Below are 18513 nucleotides of genomic sequence, written 5' to 3'. Positions count from 1 at the left end.
GTCGGTCAGAATTCTTGAGATGCGTTTGGTTTAGCAGTCGAGCGGCAGCACAATCTGAAACTCGGTGTGGCCCGGGCGGCTTTCCACTTCGATCAGTCCGTCGTGTTGTTGCACGAAGGTCTGCGCGAGCGTCAGACCGAGACCGCTGCCGTCCTCGCGCCCCGACACGAGCGGATAAAAGATGCGGTCACGGATCTCCTCGGGAATGCCTGGGCCGTTGTCGATGATATGCAAGTCCAGTGCCAGCTTACATAAACGTTTCGACACCGTGATCTTGCGCGCAATGCGGGTGCGCAATTCGATGCGCGCGTCGCCTTGCGAGATGCGCTCACGCAGCGCCTCGGCCGCATTGCGCACGATGTTCAGCAGCGCCTGAATCAGTTGTTCCTTGTCGCCGCGCAAATCGGGCACGCTCACGTCGTAATCGCGTTCGATCGTGAGGCCGCGCGGAAACTCCGCGAGAATCACCTGGCGCACGCGCTCGCACACCTCGTGAATATTCACGTCGCCGACGATATGCGGATGACGGTGCGGTTCGAGCAGGCGGTCGACCAGCGTCTGCAAGCGGTCCGATTCCTTGATGATGACCTGCGTGTACTCGCGCAACTCGTCGCGCTGACGCTCGCCGAGTTCGAACTCGAGCAGTTGCGCCGCGCCGCGAATCCCGCCGAGCGGATTCTTGATCTCGTGCGCGAGATTGCGGATCAGTTGCTTGTTGACCGCCGTGAGGTCGTTGATGCGCTCCTCGCGGTCGGTGCGCAGATGCCGCTCGTTCTCGAACAGTTCGAGCAGCACGTAGTCCTGCGCCGTTTCCAGAAAGCCGACGATCGCATGCACGTGCAGCGGCTCGTGACCGGGACGCTCGAGCACGGCGTCGAGATGCGTCGCGTGAAAACGGTGGGCGGCGATCGCGGAGATGGTCGCGAGCAGTTCGTCCGCATTCGAGAAGATGTCCGGCCACGCCATCTGCGTGAGTTGCCGGCGCGAAAGCTCCAGCATCGATTCGGCCGACGGGTTCGCGAACACGACGCGCAGCGTGCGCTTTTCGAGCACCAGCACGACTGTCGGCAACGCCTCGAAGCCGGGCAGCAAACCGGAACTCACGAGGAGAGCGTCGTCCGACAGCGTTTGCTCCTGCCCTTTCCTTGCCTTGATCAGATTCTTGAGAACCATCTTTGCAGTCCGGCCGATAGGAGATGGTGATAAATCAGGTGTAGCGCGTTTTGTGTCGCCCGGTGCCCGCGGCTCGCGCATGTCGCCTACGCGCATGTCGCCTACGCGCATGTCGCGAACGTCGCCTACGCGGATCGCAAACGTTGCGCTCGATCCAACGAAAAAGGGACGGCGCCGCCGTCCCTTCGTGACCGATCGCGAGCGTCGGGCAAAGCGCTTCGCCGTTTGAAGGGCGAAGCGCCATTGCCGCTTACAGCGAGTAGTACATTTCGAATTCGATCGGGTGCACCGACTGACGATAGCGTTGCAGCTCGCCCGTCTTCAGTTCGATGTACGCGTCGAGCATCGAATCCGTGAACACGCCGCCGCGCGTCAGGAATTCGCGGTCCGCGTCGAGTGCGTCCAGCGCCTGGTCGAGGCCGGCACACACGGTCGGGATCTTTGCATCCTCTTCCGGCGGCAGGTCGTACAGGTTCTTGTCGGCAGCTTCGCCCGGATGAATCTTGTTCTGCACGCCGTCCAGACCCGCCATCATCAGCGCGGAGAAGCACAGGTACGGATTCGCCATCGGATCCGGGAAGCGCGTTTCGATACGGCGGCCCTTCGGATTCGACACGTGCGGAATGCGGATCGACGCCGAACGGTTGCGAGCCGAGTAAGCCAGCTTCACCGGCGCCTCGAAGTGCGGCACGAGGCGCTTGTACGAGTTCGTCGACGGGTTCGTGATCGCGTTCAGCGCGCGAGCATGCTTGATGATGCCGCCGATGTAGAACAGCGCGAATTCCGACAGACCCGCGTAACCGTTGCCCGCGAACAGGTTCGTGCCGTCCTTCCAGATCGACTGGTGAACGTGCATGCCCGAACCGTTATCGCCGACCACCGGCTTCGGCATGAACGTAGCCGTCTTGCCGTACGTGTGCGCGACGTTGTGGATGATGTACTTCATCTGCTGCAGCCAGTCGGCGCGTTGCACCAGCGTCGAGAACTTGGTGCCGATTTCATTCTGGCCCTGGCCCGCGACTTCGTGGTGATGCACTTCGACCGGAATGCCGATCTGTTCGAGCAGCAGGCACATTTCCGAACGGATGTCCTGGAACGTGTCGACCGGAGCGACCGGGAAATAGCCGCCCTTCGTGCCCGGACGGTGGCCGGTGTTGCCGCCTTCGAATTCCTTCGCCGACGACCACGGTGCTTCTTCCGAACCGATCTTGATGAAGCAGCCCGACTGATCCGTGTTCCACTGGACCGAGTCGAAAATGAAGAATTCCGGTTCCGGACCGAAGAATGCCGTGTCGCCCAGGCCCGTGCTCTTCAGATAGGCTTCAGCGCGCTTGGCGAGCGAGCGCGGGTCGCGCTCGTAGCCCTTGCCGTCCGCCGGTTCGACGACGTCGCAGGTCAGCACGAGGGTGGATTCTTCATAGAACGGGTCGATGAAGGCCGTGTTCGCGTCCGGGACCAGCAACATATCCGATGCTTCGATGCCCTTCCAACCGGCAATCGACGAACCGTCAAACGCATGGCCGCTTTCGAACTTGTCTTCATCGAATGCCGACACCGGCACCGAAACGTGTTGCTCCTTGCCGCGCGTGTCGGTGAAACGAAAGTCGACAAACTTGACGTCTTCGTCTTTGACGAGTTGCACGACGTCGGCCACGGATTTACTCATAACCTATCTCCTGATTAACGAATTCGGCGGGTTCAGCCGCCGCCCAATCTAGCTGACCCGTCCCGGCGCGTCCACCCCTGGTTTCGTCGAGGCGGACATTCGAGCCTGTGGGACAAGTCGATCGGAAGCAATGAAGCAGCTTCTGTGCCATGCATGCGCCAAGCCGGCGCAGACCCATTGTGCGCGCGCGTTTGCGGGGAATGCGCGCACCGAATGGCATGCAGCCCCGAAATCGGCGATTCGGGCATGGCACCGAAAACGTGCATGACCTAACTGCGACCCTGCCGTTATACCTATTTTGGTGCATTTTCTAGATTTTGCACCATTAGAGAACATTACACTTGCGCGGCGACTCCCAAGGTTTCTGGCGCCCGCCGATCCTCTCCGCTTCGCGCTGCGCGCTAGAATGGTTATTTGGTCCAAGAGAGAGACACGCTCATGAGCACGCTTGAACAGCTATACGCCCAGGCGGAAAAGCGTCGCGGCGAAAACCAGTTGCCCTACGCGGGCGCGATCTCGCCGGCCGAGGCGTTCGAACTGCTGCAACTCGATCCGCGCGCGCGTCTCGTCGATGTGCGCACGCGCGCCGAACTCGATTGGGTCGGTCGGCCGGTTGTCGGCGACGGGCAATACGCGCACGTGGAATGGACGCGCTATCCGGGCGCGGTGCCGAACCAGGAATTCCTCGATCAGTTGAAACAGGTCGCCTCGCCGGATACGCCGGTGCTCTTCCTGTGCCGCAGCGCCGCGCGCTCGAAGCTCGCCGCGATCGCCGCGGCCCAGGCCGGCTTCACCCAGGCGTACGACCTGCTCGAAGGCTTCGAAGGCGACAAGGACGGCCAGGGGCATCGGAAGACGGTGTCGGGCTGGTGTTTTCGCGGCTTGCCGTGGATCGGCGCATGATCGCGGACGGCGCGGTTGGCGCGGTTGGCTGACCCGTTGGCCGACCGTTGCCGGTTGCCGGTTGCCATTGGCATGCGCGCACGCCTGCCTGAAACGCATCGTCGGCGCTGAGTGTGACAGGCCGATGATGCGGCGACTACACAATGAAGCACAGCCGGCGAGAGAGTGCCCGCACGGCCTCACGAGCGCCGAAAAAAACTCGCTCGCGTAGCCCGCGAATCAATCGCGCGGTTTGGCCGCGGCCGCGTCCAATTCGACGATGTCGCCGCCCAGCAGATGCACCCCTTCGCGCAGTTTGACGAACGCCGCCGCGACGGCTTCCGGCTCGCCCTTCACACCCAGATCGATGTGATGCCGCGCATACACGCCGCCGCGTTCGGCGTCGCCCACGCTCGGCAGGCTGAACACCCGCACGCCCGGAAAATCCCGTTCGATCTTCTCCATCAACGGCGTCACACGCGATTCCGGCAACTCGAACACCAGCAGTGATTTTTCCGCGTGCGGCATGGCGTGATGCAAATGCGCGTACTGCGTATCCAGCACCCACTCGATCATCGGCCACGCCATCACCGGGAAACCCGGCACGAAGTGATGCTGGCCGATCGAAAAACCCGGAATCTTGTTGTAGCCGTTCGGAATGATCGAAGCGCCCTGCGGATAGGTGCCCATGTTCAGGCGATGCAGGTTTTCCGGCGTTTCCAGATCGAGCGGCGTTGCCGCGGTCGCCGGATACATATCGCGGATGCGCTCCTGGATCAGCCGCGCCGCTTCCGGATGCAATTGAAGCGGCACGCCGAGCGCGGCCGCCGCGCACTGGCGAGTGTGATCGTCCGGGGTGGCGCCGATGCCGCCCGTGGAGAACACGACGTCGCCCGACGCGAACGTGCGCCGCAGCGTCGCCGTGATGCGCTCGGGATCGTCGCCGATATATTCCGCCCAGCCGAGCGACAGTCCGCGCGCGCCCAGCAATTCGATGACCTTCGGCAGATGCTTGTCGACGCGCCTGCCCGACAGGATTTCATCGCCGATGATGATGACGCCAAATGCCATTGCCGCCTCTTTCGCTTAGTCAGTAATTCATCAATAAGGAACCGGCGCCGTCTGCCGCGCGCCGCCGTGCTCTTCCGCGCGCATGCGTTGCAGCGCGCGCAGACAGTAGTAGCCGAACCACAACGCCGAGAACACGAGGATGAACGCGTAGATCCAGATCGTCACCGCGGTGATTACCGGGAACAGCACGATCAGCCATACCGACGACACCCACAGCAGCGTGGGCAGCGAGCCCATCAGACCGCTGGCGATGCCGATCAGCAGCAGCGGCAGGCGGAAGCGCCGCACCAGTGCGCGACGCTCGTCGCGCGTGGCGTGCAGCGCAAGCGCGTCGTAAGTCATCACGCGATAGGTCAGCCAGCCCCACAGCAGCGGCGGAATCAGCGCGAAGAACGGCGGCACCAGCCAGAGCGGCAACGTGACGATCAGCAGCACCAGACAGACCAGGGTGGTCCACAACGCATGGCCGAGGCTACCGTACCACGTTCCGCCGCGGCGCATTTCGAGGCCGGTGAATTGCCGCGTCGACAGGAAACGGATGACCGCCGGCATCGACAGCGTGGCGATCAGCAGCAGCACGGTGACGACGATCAGCGGAATCGCCATCGCGATCACGATGAACGGCGCGATCGCCGCATGCAGCGACGCAAAGCCGAGCCAGTCGAACAGTTGATAGAGCGTGGCCGTGAACGACCAGCTCGCGAGCCAGGTGCGGGTCGCGCCGATCAGCGTCTGCCAGGAAAACCACAGGATCACGCCCCAGCCGACCGTGGCCGCGAAAAACGGCATGAAGGTCAGCCAGAGCATGCGCGGGTGGAGCGCGCTTGTAAGCGCGCGTCCGAACGAGCGCAACAGATCATTCATGCGTGCCAGTGCCGGTAAACGAAACGATGGGATAAAAGGAAGCGCGCGACGAGCCGGTCAGAACAGCGTTGCAGCGCGCGCAAACGTGGACAGGATAAACCACGTGATGCGCCGCCGGGGAAACCGGCGGCGGGTGATGAAGGAGTGACGCAGGAGTAATCAGGCGGGAATCGGGCGAAGATCGGGCTCGAATCGGGCTCGAATCGCGTGGGGCTCAAACGGCGGCGGCGTCACCGCCTTCGGTGCCGCGTTTCGACGAAAGACGCCTGGCGATTCGCACGAACGCGAGCCAGTGCTGCGCCCAGAATCCGTCGCCATAGCGGCGGCCGTCGAGTTGATCGGCGATGCCGGTCGGCTCCATGTCGCGGCTCCACGAGGCGCTGCGAAACAGCATGTCCCACCAGGGGAACAGCACCCCGAAGTTGCAACCGTATTTCAGCCCTTCATGGCCATAACCCATCGCATGGTGACGGCGATGGAAAGTCGGACTCACCAGCAGGCGCTCGCCGAGCCAGCCGAAATACAGGCGGATATTCGCGTGCTGCACGCTCTGCGCGAGATTCGTGATGGCGACCAGCACGACGAATTGCGACGGCGGCACGCCGATCACCAGCGCGATCATCGCAAAGAACGACGCCTGCAGCAGATCGTCGAGCAGATGATTGCGGTCGTCGGCCCACAGCGACATCTGCTGCTGGCTGTGATGCACCGCGTGCAGTTCCCACCACACGCCGACCCGGTGCTGCCAGCGGTGATACCAGTAACCCGCGAAGTCGAGCGCGAGCAGGTACATGACGAACGTGACGAGCGGCTGCGTGGTGACGCCGGGCCACAGATTGTCGAATTCGATATTCGCGATGTTGTGCAGCCGCAACCAGGCCTGCACGTTGTCGAAAAGCGGCTGCAGCGCGAAGAAAAAGAACAGGTTGAGAATGCCGAGCTTGGCGATCCACGTATAGATCACGTCGACGCGCACCGCCTTGCGGTTTTGCCACTGCTCCACCGGCCGCAGCGCCTCGAGCGGCCGCAGCACCGCGTACATGGCCAGCACCTCGAACACGCCCACGATCAGCCAGTACAGGCTGTCGTAAGTGTCTTCGTCGTAATCCATCAGATCGAAGCGGAACAGCAGCGGCTGCACCACGTCGACGTACAGCAGCGTCTGCGCGGCGGAGACGAAGCTGTCGAGCGAAGAGAAGATGAGATGGAACATGGTGCTGGCCGGTTACTTCATTCTAGCGGCTGTTCAGGCGCCGTTCGGCGCCGTGACCGGCGCGCGATTGAAGAAATAGATGCCGTGCGGCGAACGGCCGACGGCAATCGTCTGGACCAGCTTGCGCGTGGTCAGGTCGATCACGCCGACGTGCTTCGCGAAGCGGAACGTCACCCACAGATAGCGTTTGTCGGCGGAAAGCTCCATGTCGTCCGGTCCAGGCAGCAAACCGCCAATGTCGCCGACGTTCGTGAGCGTGTCCTCGTCGAGAATGCTGATCGTGCTCGCAACCCGGTTCGACACCGCGACGTGCTTGCCGTCGGCCAGCGACCGGAAGTTGTGCGCGCCCTTGCCCGTCTGGATGGTCTTGACGATCTTCTGGTTGCGCCAGTCCACCACCGCGACGTAATCCGCGCCGGTCATGCCGATCAGCAGGTACTTCTCGCCCGGCGTCATCCATAGCCCGGCCGGCACCTTGCCGACCTTCATCTTCCATTTGACGGTTTGCGTGGCCAGATCGATCGCGGCCAGTTCGCCCGAGACCTGCAGCGTGACGAACACGGTCTTGCTGTCGTTGGTGAACGCCATGTGGCTCGGCATGACCGCGAGCGGCAGGCGCGACGCCAGCGTCATCTGTTTGTTCTGGTTGTCGTAGTGATAGATGTCGAGCCTGTCCAGACGCAGCCCGGTGGTGACGAGCCATTTGCGGTCGGGCGAAAAACCGATCTGATAAGGATCCTCGATGTTTTCGACCCAGCGCTGCACCTGGCCCGACTTCGGATCGACGAACATCAGATTGTTCGATACCGAATTGGCGACGATCAGCGATGAACTGTCCGGCGTGACCATCAGGTGATGCGGTTCCTTGCCGGTGGGCACCGTGCCGACGACCTGGCGGCTGGTCTCGTCGATGAGGCTCAGCGTGGCTTCGCCGGAATTGAGCACGATCACGTTGTTGGCGTGAGCCGCCGGGGAAAACAGGCCTGCGGCGGCAACCAGCGCCGCGCCCGCGGCGAACGTGGCAGTCAAGCCGGGAAGGAAAAATTTGCGCATGAAAACTCACTTCGGAGAACGGCTGTCATTGTAGAACGTTTGCCGCGGCCAGCGGTTGACGTGGATCGGGTATCCAGCGCGCGAAAAAACAGGGGCGCGATTGACTCCGATGATCGCGCCTCGAACGGCCTGGCGCAGCGGGTTCGTGCTCCTTGCGACGCGCGGAAAATGGATCCGCGGCTGAAACGTCGAGTCTTGATTTGCTCATACAACTCAAGAAATATCCAAATAAAATAATCCATTTATAAGAATAATTTCTTCAATTCCTTATTTCCTCTATTTTAGATTTTTCAAGTTAAGAGGCATCAATATAAAGCGATTTTTCCGGGCCAATTTCAGATTTACCTGACATCGCTTGCGCAGCGCCAGATTGGACAATCCCGCCGCTACATCGCCCACACAGCCAATCCCTGTGGACGAATGAGCGTGACGCGGGTGTTTCGTGCACGCAAAAAACGCCGAAGACGCTGACTCATGAAAGCCAAGGTCCGCGGGTTATTTTTTGCACGATTTATTCAGGCGATGAAGTCTTCTCCATTAACACGCGCCCATGCGCCGTCCACGCAAGCAATACCCGGAGACTCGTAAAAGATGAACAGGAAGAACCCATTGGTTTGCTGTGAAGCACCCCACACGCGGCTGGCGGCGCCGGAACCTGCGATATCGGGCGAAAAGCGAACCGCGGCCATGCGCAGGAAGCGCATCGCGCAAGCGGTGCTGGTCGCGGCAGCGTTGGCGGGCGCGGCATCGGCGGCGCATGCGACGATCTACTTCACGGCCAGCCCGAACGATCCGGCCACCGATACGGACGCGAGCGCGACCAAAACCGGCGCGCTGGCGGCAGGTATCGGGGCGAGCGCAGACGGCACCCGCTCACTGGCGGCAGGTCTCACTGCGCAAGCGCTCGACGACGCCACGATTGCAATAGGCGCGGAGGCTATCGCCGGGGGCAGCGGCTCGATTGCGACTGGCTTCCAGGCACTTACCGTGCAAGAAAATTCAATCGCAACGGGTACGCACGCCAGAGCGACGGGCAAGGGTTCCGTCGCCGTGGGCGCCACGTCGGAGGCAATGGGCGATATGTCCACGGCACTCGGCTTTGGAGCGCATACCACGGGCTCCGCCGCGTTCGCCGGCGGCAGATCGGCGAACGCCGCATCCAACTTTGCCGTCGCGATCGGGTATGAGGCCAGCGTGGACGTCGGCAGTGCGGGCTCAATGGCATTGGGTGCGGGCGCGCTAGCGCGTGGCGGCTATGCGAGCGCTTTTGGCGCCGCGGCCGCGGCCATCGCGAACTCAGCCGTCGCGATCGGCTACATGGCCACGGCCACCTCCATCGATAGTGTCGCATTGGGCGCCAGGTCCACCACGACGGCGGACCCCGCTCTGCCCGGTTACCAACCGACCGGCAACGGCGCGACGGACATCGAGGCCCCCAAGGCGATCGCCGAGGTGTCCATCGGTTCGGCGGCGAACGAGCGCCGCTTAACGAACGTCGCGGCGGGCACGGCGGGGACCGATGCCGTCAACGTCAGCCAGTTGAAGGCGGTCGACGGCAAAGTCGAGGCCGTCGCGCAAAATGGCACGCTGCACTATTTCAAGGCAGACGGCACGGCCACCGGTTCTGACGACGCCGTCGCGAACGGCACGAATGCGGTCGCGGCAGGCGTCAGCGCGGCTGCGACGGCTGAGAACGCGGTCGCAGTCGGCATGAGCGCCACTGCTGGCGGCGTGGGTTCGACCGCGCTCGGCGCAAGCGCCGTCGCCAATACCGCGGGCTCCACGTCGATCGGCGCGTCGTCCTTCGCCGACAGCAACGGCGCGACCGCGCTCGGCGCGTATTCGAGCGTTACCGGCGCCGGCGGCGTCGCACTGGGCTACATGGCGAGCGCCAGCGCCGACAATTCGGTTGCCATCGGCCAGGGCTCCATCGCCGACCGGGTCAATACGGTCTCCGTGGGCAGCGCCGGCAACGAACGCCAGATCGCCAACGTCGCGGCAGGCACGGCCGACACCGACGCGGTCAACGTCAGCCAGTTGAAAGCGGTCAGCGACGAAGGCGCCGCCACCGCCGCGAAGCTCGAGGGCGCCGTCATGTACGACACCGACGGAACCAGCATCAACAGGAAAAGCATCACGCTCGGCGATCCGTCAAGCGGCGGCACCGTCATCCGCAACGTCGCGGCAGGCGTGGATGCCACCGATGCGGTCAACGTCAGCCAGTTGCAGGCGGCGAGCGAGAACGCGTCGCGCTATTTCAAGGCGAATGGCGCCAATGACGGCACCGACGACGCCTCCGCTAGCGGCGAGCAGGCGGTCGCCATGGGCAGCGGCGCGCTGGCGTCGGGTCAAGCCAGCGTGGCCGCGGGCACGGGCGCAGCGGCAAGCGGCGATTTCAGCACGGCGGTCGGCGGCCTCGCTACGGCTCAGGAGGAAGGCTCGACGGCATTCGGCTATCAGGCGAGCGCTGCGGCAACCAACACAGCCGCGTTCGGCTACCAGGCGAGCGCTACGGCAGAGAATGCCGCCGCATTCGGCAATCAGGCTAGCGCCAACGCCGTCAACGCCGTCGCACTGGGCCAGGGCTCCGTCGCCGACCGCGCCAACACCGTCTCCGTCGGTTCCGCCGGCAACGAACGCCAGATCGCCAACGTCGCGGCCGGCACGGCCGACACCGACGCGGTCAACGTCGCCCAGTTGAAAGCGGTCAGCGACCAGGGCGCCGCCACCACGGCGAAGCTCGACGGCGCCGTCATGTACGACACGAACGAGGACGGCAGCGTCGACAACAGCAGCATCACGCTCGGCGATGCGTCGGCCGGCGGCACCGTCATCCACAACGTCGCGAACGGCGTGGACGCCACCGACGCGGTCAACGTCAGCCAGTTGAATACGGCCATCAGCGGCGCTGTCAGCGACATCGTCAACAACGTCGTGGTCAACGCGGCCAATCCGTTCTTCAGCGCGGAAGGCGATCGCGATGCCGAAGGCGCCGTGTCGTCGGGCGCGCATTCACTGGCGTCGGGCGCGAGCGCGCAGGCCACCGCCGCGAACGCGGTCGCGATCGGCGCAAACGCCGTCGCGAGCGCGACCAACGCCACCGCCTTGGGCGCGGCCGCCAACGCCAGCGCCACCAACGCCACTGCCGTCGGCGCGGGCGCCAACGCCAGCGCCGAGAACTCAGTCGCGTTAGGCCAGGGTTCGGTCGCGGACCGGGCAAATACGGTATCGGTCGGCGCGGCCGGGCAGGAGCGTCAGATCGCCAACGTCGCGGCCGGCGTGCAAGGCACCGACGCGGTCAACGTCAATCAGTTGCAGCAGAGCGTCGGCGGCGCGCTCAGCCAGGCGAACCGCTATACCGACGACCAGATCCGCTCCGCCCGCCGTGATTCGTACGGCGGCACGGCGTCCGCCATGGCGATGGCCGGCTTGCCGCAGGCGGTCTTGCCGGGTCGCGGCATGGTCGCGATGGCGGGCGGCACGTATGCCGGCCAGTCGGCGTTGGCCCTCGGCGTCTCGCAACTGTCGGAAACGGGCAAGTGGGTCTACAAGGTGCAAGGCACGACCGACTCGCGCGGCCAGTTCGGCGCGGCGATCGGCGCCGGCATGCACTGGTAAGCCTGAATTCGCGGGGCCGGCTCGCATCGAGCCGGTCATCGCGACGGTTTAAGCGTTGTCGTCCCAGGCGCGCAACAACAAGCCTCGCGCCCTTCGCGCGATGTCGTTCTCAAAAGGAGCGCCATCGCGCGTTTTTTAAGCCAAAGCCTGGCGGCATACTCGCAAGCCGCCCGCATCGAGCGACTGCGAGCCGCCCCATCAGCGCTGCATCGACTCCCACACTTTGTACAGACGCTTCACCGAAACCGGCATCGGCGTGCGCAACTCCTGCGCGAACAGGGAAACGCGCAGCTCCTCCAACAGCCAGCGGAACTCCGACAAGCGCGGGTCCAGCACGCCGCCGCGTTGCGCGACCGCGCGCTGATAGTTCTGCCACAACGGCTGAAACTCGGCGAACTGCCGGGCGTCGCGCGCGGGATCGGCCTTCAGCTTGTCGACCCGCAGCGCGATCCCCTTCAGATAGCGCGGAAAATGCGCCAACTGCGGATACGGCGTATCGACCACGAAGCGCTTGCCGATCAGTCCATCGAGCTGATTCAGCATGTCGGCGTGCGCGGCCGTGAACGACTTTGCCTGCACCAGTTTCTTGGTCACGCCCGCATATTCACCGAGGATCTGCCCCACCAGCCGCGAAATTTCCTGCGCCAATAAGGTGAGCCGGCTGCGGCCCTCGTCGCGGCGCGTGTGAAAACTCACGTCGTCGTCAGGCAGCGGCTCTTGCAGACAGGCGCGGTCGAGCGCGGTGTCGATCAGCTGATCGCGCAACTCCTCCTGGGTGCCGCGCGGCATGAACAGCATCGCCATCTCACGCAAGCCCGGCAGATTCTTTTCCAGATACTTGATCGGCTCCTTCAACTGCAACGCGAACAGACGCCGCAAACCCGCGCGATGAATCCGCGCGGCTTCGTCCGGCGAATCGAACACCTCGACGTCGCAGTGCGCGCCGCGATCCACCAGCGCGGGATAGCCGAACAGGGTCTGCCCGCCACGGCGAATCTCGAGCAACTCGGGGAGCTTGCCGAAATTCCACGTCGTCAGTTTTTCGTAGAGCGCGGTGCCTTGCGCGCCGCCAGGCTGCGCGGTTTGGGGACCGCTCACCGCCGCGCCCTTGCCTCGCTGCGCGCCGCCGCCCGGCGAACCGGCGGCGCCCGCGGAAGCGGCTACCGGCGAAGCGCCCGCGACACCGCCACCGCCCGCCCCCGCCAACGCCGCCCCGGCCGCGCTCGACGCGATCTTCTGAAAATGCTGCTGCGCCTGCCCGCCGAGTTCGGCGCGCAGTTGCGACAGATTGCGTCCCATCGCGAGCTGCCGCCCATGTTCGTCGATAACCTTGAAGTTCATGAACAGATGCGGCGGCAGCGTTTCCAGCTTGAAGTCCGACTGTTTCATCGCGACCTGGGTCTGCTCGCGAATATCCGCGATCAGCGATTCGAGCAAACCGCCCGCGCCGAAGCGCGGCCCGCCGTGCCGTTCGACGAAACCCGCCGCGTACTCCGGCACCGGCACGCAATGACGGCGCAGCTTCTGCGGCAAGGACTTCAGCAGCAGGTGCGTCTTCTCCTTCAGCATGCCCGGCACGAGCCACTCGCAGCGCCGTGCGTCGACCTGGTTCAGCGCGTAGAGCGGCACCGCGAGCGTCACGCCGTCGCGCGGCGAACCCGGCTCGAAGTGATAGGTGAGCGTCATCTCGACGCCCGCCATCGTCATGCGCTTCGGGAACAGATCGGTCGTCACGCCGGCGGCTTCATGCCGCATCAGATCGTCGCGCGACAGATACAGCAGGCGCAGCTTCTCTTCAGGCTGGCCGCTCTTTTTCACCTCGTCGCGATACCAGCGCTCGAACGACGCGCCGGTGTAAATGCCCTTCGGCAACGCCTGGTCGTAGAAGGCGAAAATCAGTTCGTCGTCGACCAGCACGTCCTGACGGCGCGACTTGTGCTCCAGTTGCTCGATGTCGGCGAGCAACTTGCGGTTGTGCACGAAGAACGCGAGCTTCGTATCGAACTCGCCTTCGACCAGCGCGCCGCGAATGAACAACTCCCGCGCGCGCGCCGGGTCCTGCTTGCCGAAGCTCACGCGCCGCCGGTGATAGATCGGCAACCCGTACAGCACCGCCCGCTCGAACGCCGACACCTGCGCCGCGCGCTTCTCCCAATGCGGCTCGGAGAGCGATTTCTTCAGCAGATGCGCGCCGATCTTCTCGATCCATTCGGGCTCGATCTTCGCGATGCAGCGCGCGTACAAACGGCTCGTCTCGACCAGTTCGGCGGCCATCGCCCACTTGCCCGCCTTCTTCACCAGCGCCGAGCCCGGCCACAGGTAAAACTTGATGCCGCGCGCGCCGAGGTAATACGGTTCGTCGTCGGCTTTCAGGCCGATGTTGCCGAGCAGGCCGGTCAGCAGCGCAAGGTGAATCTGCTCGAAGGTCGCCTCGGCTTCGTTCAGACGCCAGCCGTGCTCGCGCACCACCGTCAATAGTTGCGAATGCACGTCGCGCCATTCGCGCAGGCGCAGTTGCGACAGGAAGTTCTTGCGGCACTCGTCCTGCAACTGCCGGTTCGACTTCTTGTGCGCGATCGCTTCCTCGAACCAGTTCCAGATTTTCAGCCACTGCAGGAATTCGGAGCGTTCGTCGGCGAACCGGCGATGCGCCTGGTCGGCTTGCTCCTGCGCCTCGATCGGCCGGTCGCGCGGGTCCTGCACGGACAGCGCGCTCGCGATGATCAGCACTTCCTTCAACGCCTGCTGATCGCGCGCGGCCAGGATCATCCGGCCGACGCGCGGATCGAGCGGCAAACGCGCGAGTTCGCGGCCGAGCGGCGTGAGGTCGTTATCGTCATCGACCGCGCCCAGTTCATTGAGCAGTTGATAACCGTCGGCGATCGCGCGGCCCGGCGGCGGTTCGATGAACGGGAAGGTTTCGATCGCCGTGAGATGCAGCGACTTCATCCGCAGAATCACCGAGGCCAGCGACGAACGCAAAATCTCCGGATCGGTGAAGCGCACGCGGCCCTGATAGTCGCTTTCCTCGTACAGCCGAATGCAGATGCCGTCCGCAACCCGGCCGCAGCGCCCGGCCCGCTGATTGGCGGCGGCCTGCGAAATCGACTCGACCTGCAACTGCTCGACCTTGTTGCGATACGAGTAGCGCTTCACGCGCGCGAGGCCGGAGTCGACCACATAGCGAATGCCCGGCACCGTCAGCGAGGTTTCGGCGACGTTGGTGGCGAGCACGATGCGGCGCGCGTTCGAGGTGCGGAACACGCGCTCCTGTTCGGCGGCGGAAAGCCGCGCGAACAGCGGCAGGATTTCGGTGTGCGGCGGATGGTGCTTGCGCAGCGCCTCGGCGGCGTCGCGGATTTCGCGCTCGCCGGGCAGGAACACCAGCACGTCGCCGGGGCCTTCGCGGCAGAGTTCGTCGACGGCGTCGACGATCGCTTCCATCAGATCGCGATCGCGGTCCTTGCCAAATTCCCGTTGAGTTTTCGGCCTGTCACGCGATTCGCGCGACGACGGCGCCGGGGACGTGCCTTCCGCCGCCTTCACCGCCGGGCTGTCTTCCGCCACCGGCCGATAGCGCACCTCGACCGGATACAGACGCCCGCTCACTTCGATCACCGGCGCGGGCTTCTCCTCGCTGCCGAAGTGGCGCGCGAAGCGGTCCGCGTCGATGGTGGCCGAGGTCACGATCAGCTTCAGATCCGGGCGCCTGACGAGGATTTCCTTCAGATAGCCGAGCAGAAAATCGATGTTCAGGCTGCGCTCGTGCGCTTCGTCGATGATCAGCGTGTCATACGCCTTGAGCAGCGGGTCGGTTTGCGTTTCGGCGAGCAGAATGCCGTCGGTCATCAGCTTGACCGACGCGCCCGGCGACAGGTTGTCCGTGAAGCGCACCTTGTAGCCGACCACTTCGCCGAACGGCGTGCCGAGTTCCTCGGCAATGCGGCGGCCCGTCGCCGACGCGGCGATCCGGCGCGGCTGCGTGTGGCCGATCAGACCGGCGCCGCCGGCGCCCAGACCGCGCCCCAACGCGAGGCAGATCTTCGGCAACTGGGTGGTTTTGCCGGAGCCGGTCTCGCCGGAGACGATCACCACCTGATTCCGCGCGATGGCCTTGGCGATCTCGTCGCGGCGGGCGGAGACCGGCAGCGCCTCGGGGAAGGTGATCGGCGGAATCGGGTTGGGTTCGACGATACGCTGAGCGCGCGGCGCACGTGGCTCGCGCGGCTCGCGGCGCGCCTCACGCGGCGGCTTGCTTTTCTGCGCCGACACCGGCGCGCCTTCCGTCGCACGCCGCGGCTCGCGCGCCGGTTTTGGCGTGGGCGGCGCATCGCTACGCTTCGCGTCGCCGGCATTCATCTGATCGGCGGCCGGCGCCGCATTCTCGTTCGCCGCAGCGGGACTTTTGGGTACATTCGACATGGGGGCGCATTATAATCCCCGGCATGAATTCCCAAACCGACCTCGTCCCCGCGCCCGCGAGCGCTCCGGCCCCCGCCGGAGCAACGGAAAACCTCGCACAGCATGCGCAATTCGTCGACTGGATGCGCTCCGTCGCCCCGTATATCCACGCGTTCCGAAACAAGACGTTCGTCGTCGGCTTCGGTGGCGAGGTGGTGCATCAGGGGCTCCTGAATGCGCTCGTGTCCGACATCGCGCTGCTGCAGGCCATGGGCATCCAGATCGTTCTGGTGCACGGCTCGCGACCGCAGGTCGAAGAGCAGATGAGTTTGCACGGAGTGGAGTCTGAATTTTCGCACGGCATGCGCATCACCGACGCGCGCGCGCTCGAATCGGCGAAAGAAGCGGCCGGCGAAGTGCGTCTGGACATCGAGGCCGCGATCAGCCAGGGCTTGCCGAACACGCCGATGGCGCACGCGCACATCAGCGTGGTATCGGGCAACTTCGTGACGGCGCGGCCGGTCGGCATTCTGGACGGCGTCGATTTCGCCCACACCGGCGTGGTGCGCAAGATCGACGCGGACTCGATCCGCCATTCGCTCGCGAGCCGCAAGCTGGTGCTGCTCTCGCCGCTCGGCTTCTCGCCCACCGGCGAGGCCTTCAACCTGGCGATGGAAGACGTCGCGTCGGCCGCCGCTATCGCGCTGCGCGCCGACAAGATCGTGTTCCTGACCGAAACGCCGGGCCTGATGCAAGCCGGCGAGGAAGGCGCCGAACTGATCCGCGAACTGTCGCTCGACGACGCCTACAAGCTGCATGAAAGCGGCGAAGTCACCGGCGACGCGGGCTTTTATCTGAAGCATTCGATTCGCGCCTGCCGCGGCGGCGTGGCGCGCGCGCACATCATCCCGTACGCGCTCGACGGCAGCCTGCTGCTCGAACTGTTCCTGCACGACGGCGTGGGCACGATGATCTCGTACGAGAACCTCGAAAGCCTGCGCGAAGCCACGCCGGACGACGTCGGCGGCATTCTCGCGCTGATCGAGCCGCTGGAATCGGACGGCACGCTGGTCCGGCGCGGACGTCACCAGATCGAACGCGACATCGACCATTTCTCGGTGATCGAGCACGATGGCGTACTGTTCGGCTGCGCGGCGCTGTATCCGTACACGCAGGAGCGCATCGGCGAAATGGCGTGCCTGACGGTCGCGCCCGAGGCGCAAGGCACCGGCGACGGCGAGCGGCTCCTGAAGCGCATCGAGCAACGCGCGCGGGCGCGCGGCCTCACGCGCATTTTCGTGCTCACCACGCGCACCGAGCACTGGTTCCTCAAGCGCGGCTTCGTCAAGGTGACCGTCGACGACCTGCCCGAAGACCGCCGCAGACTCTATAACTGGCAGCGCAAATCGCTCGTGCTGATGAAACAGCTCTGAGCGGCCCCATATACAGCGCCTGCCCGCCCCACATTCGATTACAGGAGAAGCACAGCATGACTCGTATGGTTCAATGCGCGAAGCTCGGCAAGGAAGCCGAAGGTCTCGATTTCCCGCCGCTGCCGGGCGAACTCGGCAAGCGGATCTACGAAAGCATCTCGAAGGAAGCCTGGCAGGCGTGGTTGAAGCAGCAAACCATGCTGATCAATGAAAACCGGCTGAACATGGCCGATCCGCGCGCACGCCAGTATCTGATGAAGCAGACCGAGAAGTTCTTTTTCGGAGAAGGCGCGGATACGGCGCAGGGTTATGTGCCGCCCTCGGCGGAGTGAGTTTTCGCGTTTTGCCGGCGTTTGTGCGCCACTGAAAAATCCGCGCCGCGTGCGCGGATTTTTTTGTGCCGGCGGCGACGTTGCTACGACGGGACGGCCGCAATCCCTTCCAGCGCGATGATCCGCGTCCTCGCGCATGTTTCGCGGATCGCCTTCAGAGGGGCGTACTCGGGCGACTCATACCACGCCATCAACGAAGCCATGTCCGGAAACTCGATGATGACGAGACGATGCGGCTGCCAATCGCCTTCGAGAATTTTCGTCAGTCCGCCACGGCCCAGATATTTGCCGCCATAGCGCGCCTCGGTAGCGGGCACTTCTCGTTTGTACTCTTCGAAAACGGCGGGGTTGGTGACATCGACATCGGCAATCAGATAGGCGGTCATGGCGCAATCCTTTTCGCGGTGTCGTCCCACCGCCGACTGTGACCCATCCATTGTAGTCGGCAAGGACAGCAGTCATTTTTAGCTTTACCCTGGCGCAGTTTTCCCCTACTCCATCTCACTACGGAACCAACCAGCGGTCCGCGCCGCCGGCCTCCCGAACGCCCTCGCTCGACGCCCCGCGAGCCCAAGGTTTGCGCGATCCTCTGTCATCGTGCTATCATGTTCATCGTTCCAACAGCATTTCACCTCATTAACGTTTCTTTTCATTGTGGCCCGCAGTGCGGGTGCCATGTTGAAATCGAACAGTTTTTATACAAGAAGGCTTGTCGGTCGTTTTCCTGCCTGAGGTTCCCTCGCGTTTCCCCAGCGGCGAATAAAGCACCGGCCTTTTTCGTTTCAAGCCTTCCAGCGGCGCCTGGGC

At 64.2% G+C, this 18513-nt stretch carries 13 protein-coding genes; 4 read left to right on the top strand and 9 right to left on the bottom strand.

Annotated elements, in window-relative coordinates:
• Positions 1–30 precede the first annotated feature (30 nt).
• Positions 31–1173: a nitrogen regulation protein NR(II) gene (gene glnL / locus BUE39_RS04915; RefSeq protein ID WP_073427533.1), complete on the bottom strand. Its 1143-nt coding sequence runs from the start codon at positions 1171–1173 to the stop codon at positions 31–33.
• Positions 1174–1423: 250 nt separating this feature from the next.
• A complete protein-coding gene (gene glnA, locus BUE39_RS04910) occupies positions 1424–2839 on the bottom strand; it encodes a type I glutamate--ammonia ligase (protein WP_073427532.1) in 1416 nt (471 codons plus the stop codon).
• A gap of 438 nt (positions 2840–3277) precedes the next feature.
• Between glnA and BUE39_RS04905 the strand changes: the two genes are divergently transcribed.
• Positions 3278–3742 (top strand): rhodanese-like domain-containing protein, encoded by a 465-nt coding sequence (locus BUE39_RS04905; protein WP_073427531.1) that lies wholly within the window; start codon positions 3278–3280, stop codon positions 3740–3742.
• A 219-nt stretch (positions 3743–3961) separates the two neighbouring features.
• On the opposite strand, the gene BUE39_RS04900 is transcribed toward BUE39_RS04905, so the two are convergent.
• The 5 genes from BUE39_RS04900 to BUE39_RS35345 form a co-directional block, all read right to left on the bottom strand.
• Positions 3962–4792 (bottom strand): competence/damage-inducible protein A, encoded by an 831-nt coding sequence (locus BUE39_RS04900; RefSeq protein ID WP_073427530.1) that lies wholly within the window; start codon positions 4790–4792, stop codon positions 3962–3964.
• 30 nt (positions 4793–4822) lie between these two features.
• Entirely contained in the window at positions 4823–5656 is an 834-nt protein-coding gene (locus BUE39_RS04895) for an EI24 domain-containing protein (protein ID WP_073427529.1), read from the bottom strand.
• 214 nt (positions 5657–5870) lie between these two features.
• Positions 5871–6869 (bottom strand): sterol desaturase family protein, encoded by a 999-nt coding sequence (locus tag BUE39_RS04890; RefSeq protein WP_073427528.1) that lies wholly within the window; start codon positions 6867–6869, stop codon positions 5871–5873.
• Positions 6870–6902: 33 nt separating this feature from the next.
• The gene (locus tag BUE39_RS04885; protein ID WP_073427527.1) at positions 6903–7922 is read right to left on the bottom strand and encodes a YVTN family beta-propeller repeat protein; all 1020 of its coding nucleotides are present in this window, start codon (positions 7920–7922) and stop codon (positions 6903–6905) included.
• A 515-nt stretch (positions 7923–8437) separates the two neighbouring features.
• Positions 8438–8626 (bottom strand): hypothetical protein, encoded by a 189-nt coding sequence (locus tag BUE39_RS35345; RefSeq protein ID WP_227470678.1) that lies wholly within the window; start codon positions 8624–8626, stop codon positions 8438–8440.
• On the opposite strand from BUE39_RS35345, the gene BUE39_RS04880 reads away from it, so the two are divergent.
• Positions 8610–11540, top strand: coding sequence for a YadA family autotransporter adhesin (locus BUE39_RS04880; protein ID WP_235004806.1), 2931 nt, complete (start codon positions 8610–8612; stop codon positions 11538–11540). The two genes, BUE39_RS35345 and BUE39_RS04880, sit on opposite strands and share 17 nt — an antisense overlap.
• Positions 11541–11738: 198 nt before the next feature.
• Here BUE39_RS04880 and hrpA read toward each other — a convergent pair whose 3' ends face one another.
• Entirely contained in the window at positions 11739–15962 is a 4224-nt protein-coding gene (gene hrpA / locus BUE39_RS04875; protein WP_073427525.1) for an ATP-dependent RNA helicase HrpA, read from the bottom strand.
• A gap of 23 nt (positions 15963–15985) precedes the next feature.
• Between hrpA and argA the strand changes: the two genes are divergently transcribed.
• Positions 15986–17374 (top strand): amino-acid N-acetyltransferase, encoded by a 1389-nt coding sequence (argA, locus tag BUE39_RS04870; protein WP_073427524.1) that lies wholly within the window; start codon positions 15986–15988, stop codon positions 17372–17374.
• A gap of 56 nt (positions 17375–17430) precedes the next feature.
• On the top strand, positions 17431–17706 hold the full coding sequence (locus BUE39_RS04865) for an oxidative damage protection protein (protein WP_073427523.1): 276 nt from the start codon (positions 17431–17433) through the stop codon (positions 17704–17706).
• An 83-nt stretch (positions 17707–17789) separates the two neighbouring features.
• On the opposite strand, the gene BUE39_RS04860 is transcribed toward BUE39_RS04865, so the two are convergent.
• Positions 17790–18092 carry a DUF1330 domain-containing protein gene (locus tag BUE39_RS04860; RefSeq protein ID WP_073427522.1) on the bottom strand — a complete coding sequence of 101 codons (303 nt, stop codon included), beginning with the start codon at positions 18090–18092 and terminating at the stop codon, positions 17790–17792.
• Positions 18093–18513 lie beyond the last annotated feature (421 nt).

This window comes from Paraburkholderia terricola, assembly GCF_900142195.1.
Lineage (GTDB): Bacteria > Pseudomonadota > Gammaproteobacteria > Burkholderiales > Burkholderiaceae > Paraburkholderia > Paraburkholderia terricola.
This window is presented reverse-complemented; position numbering and strand designations above follow the sequence as displayed.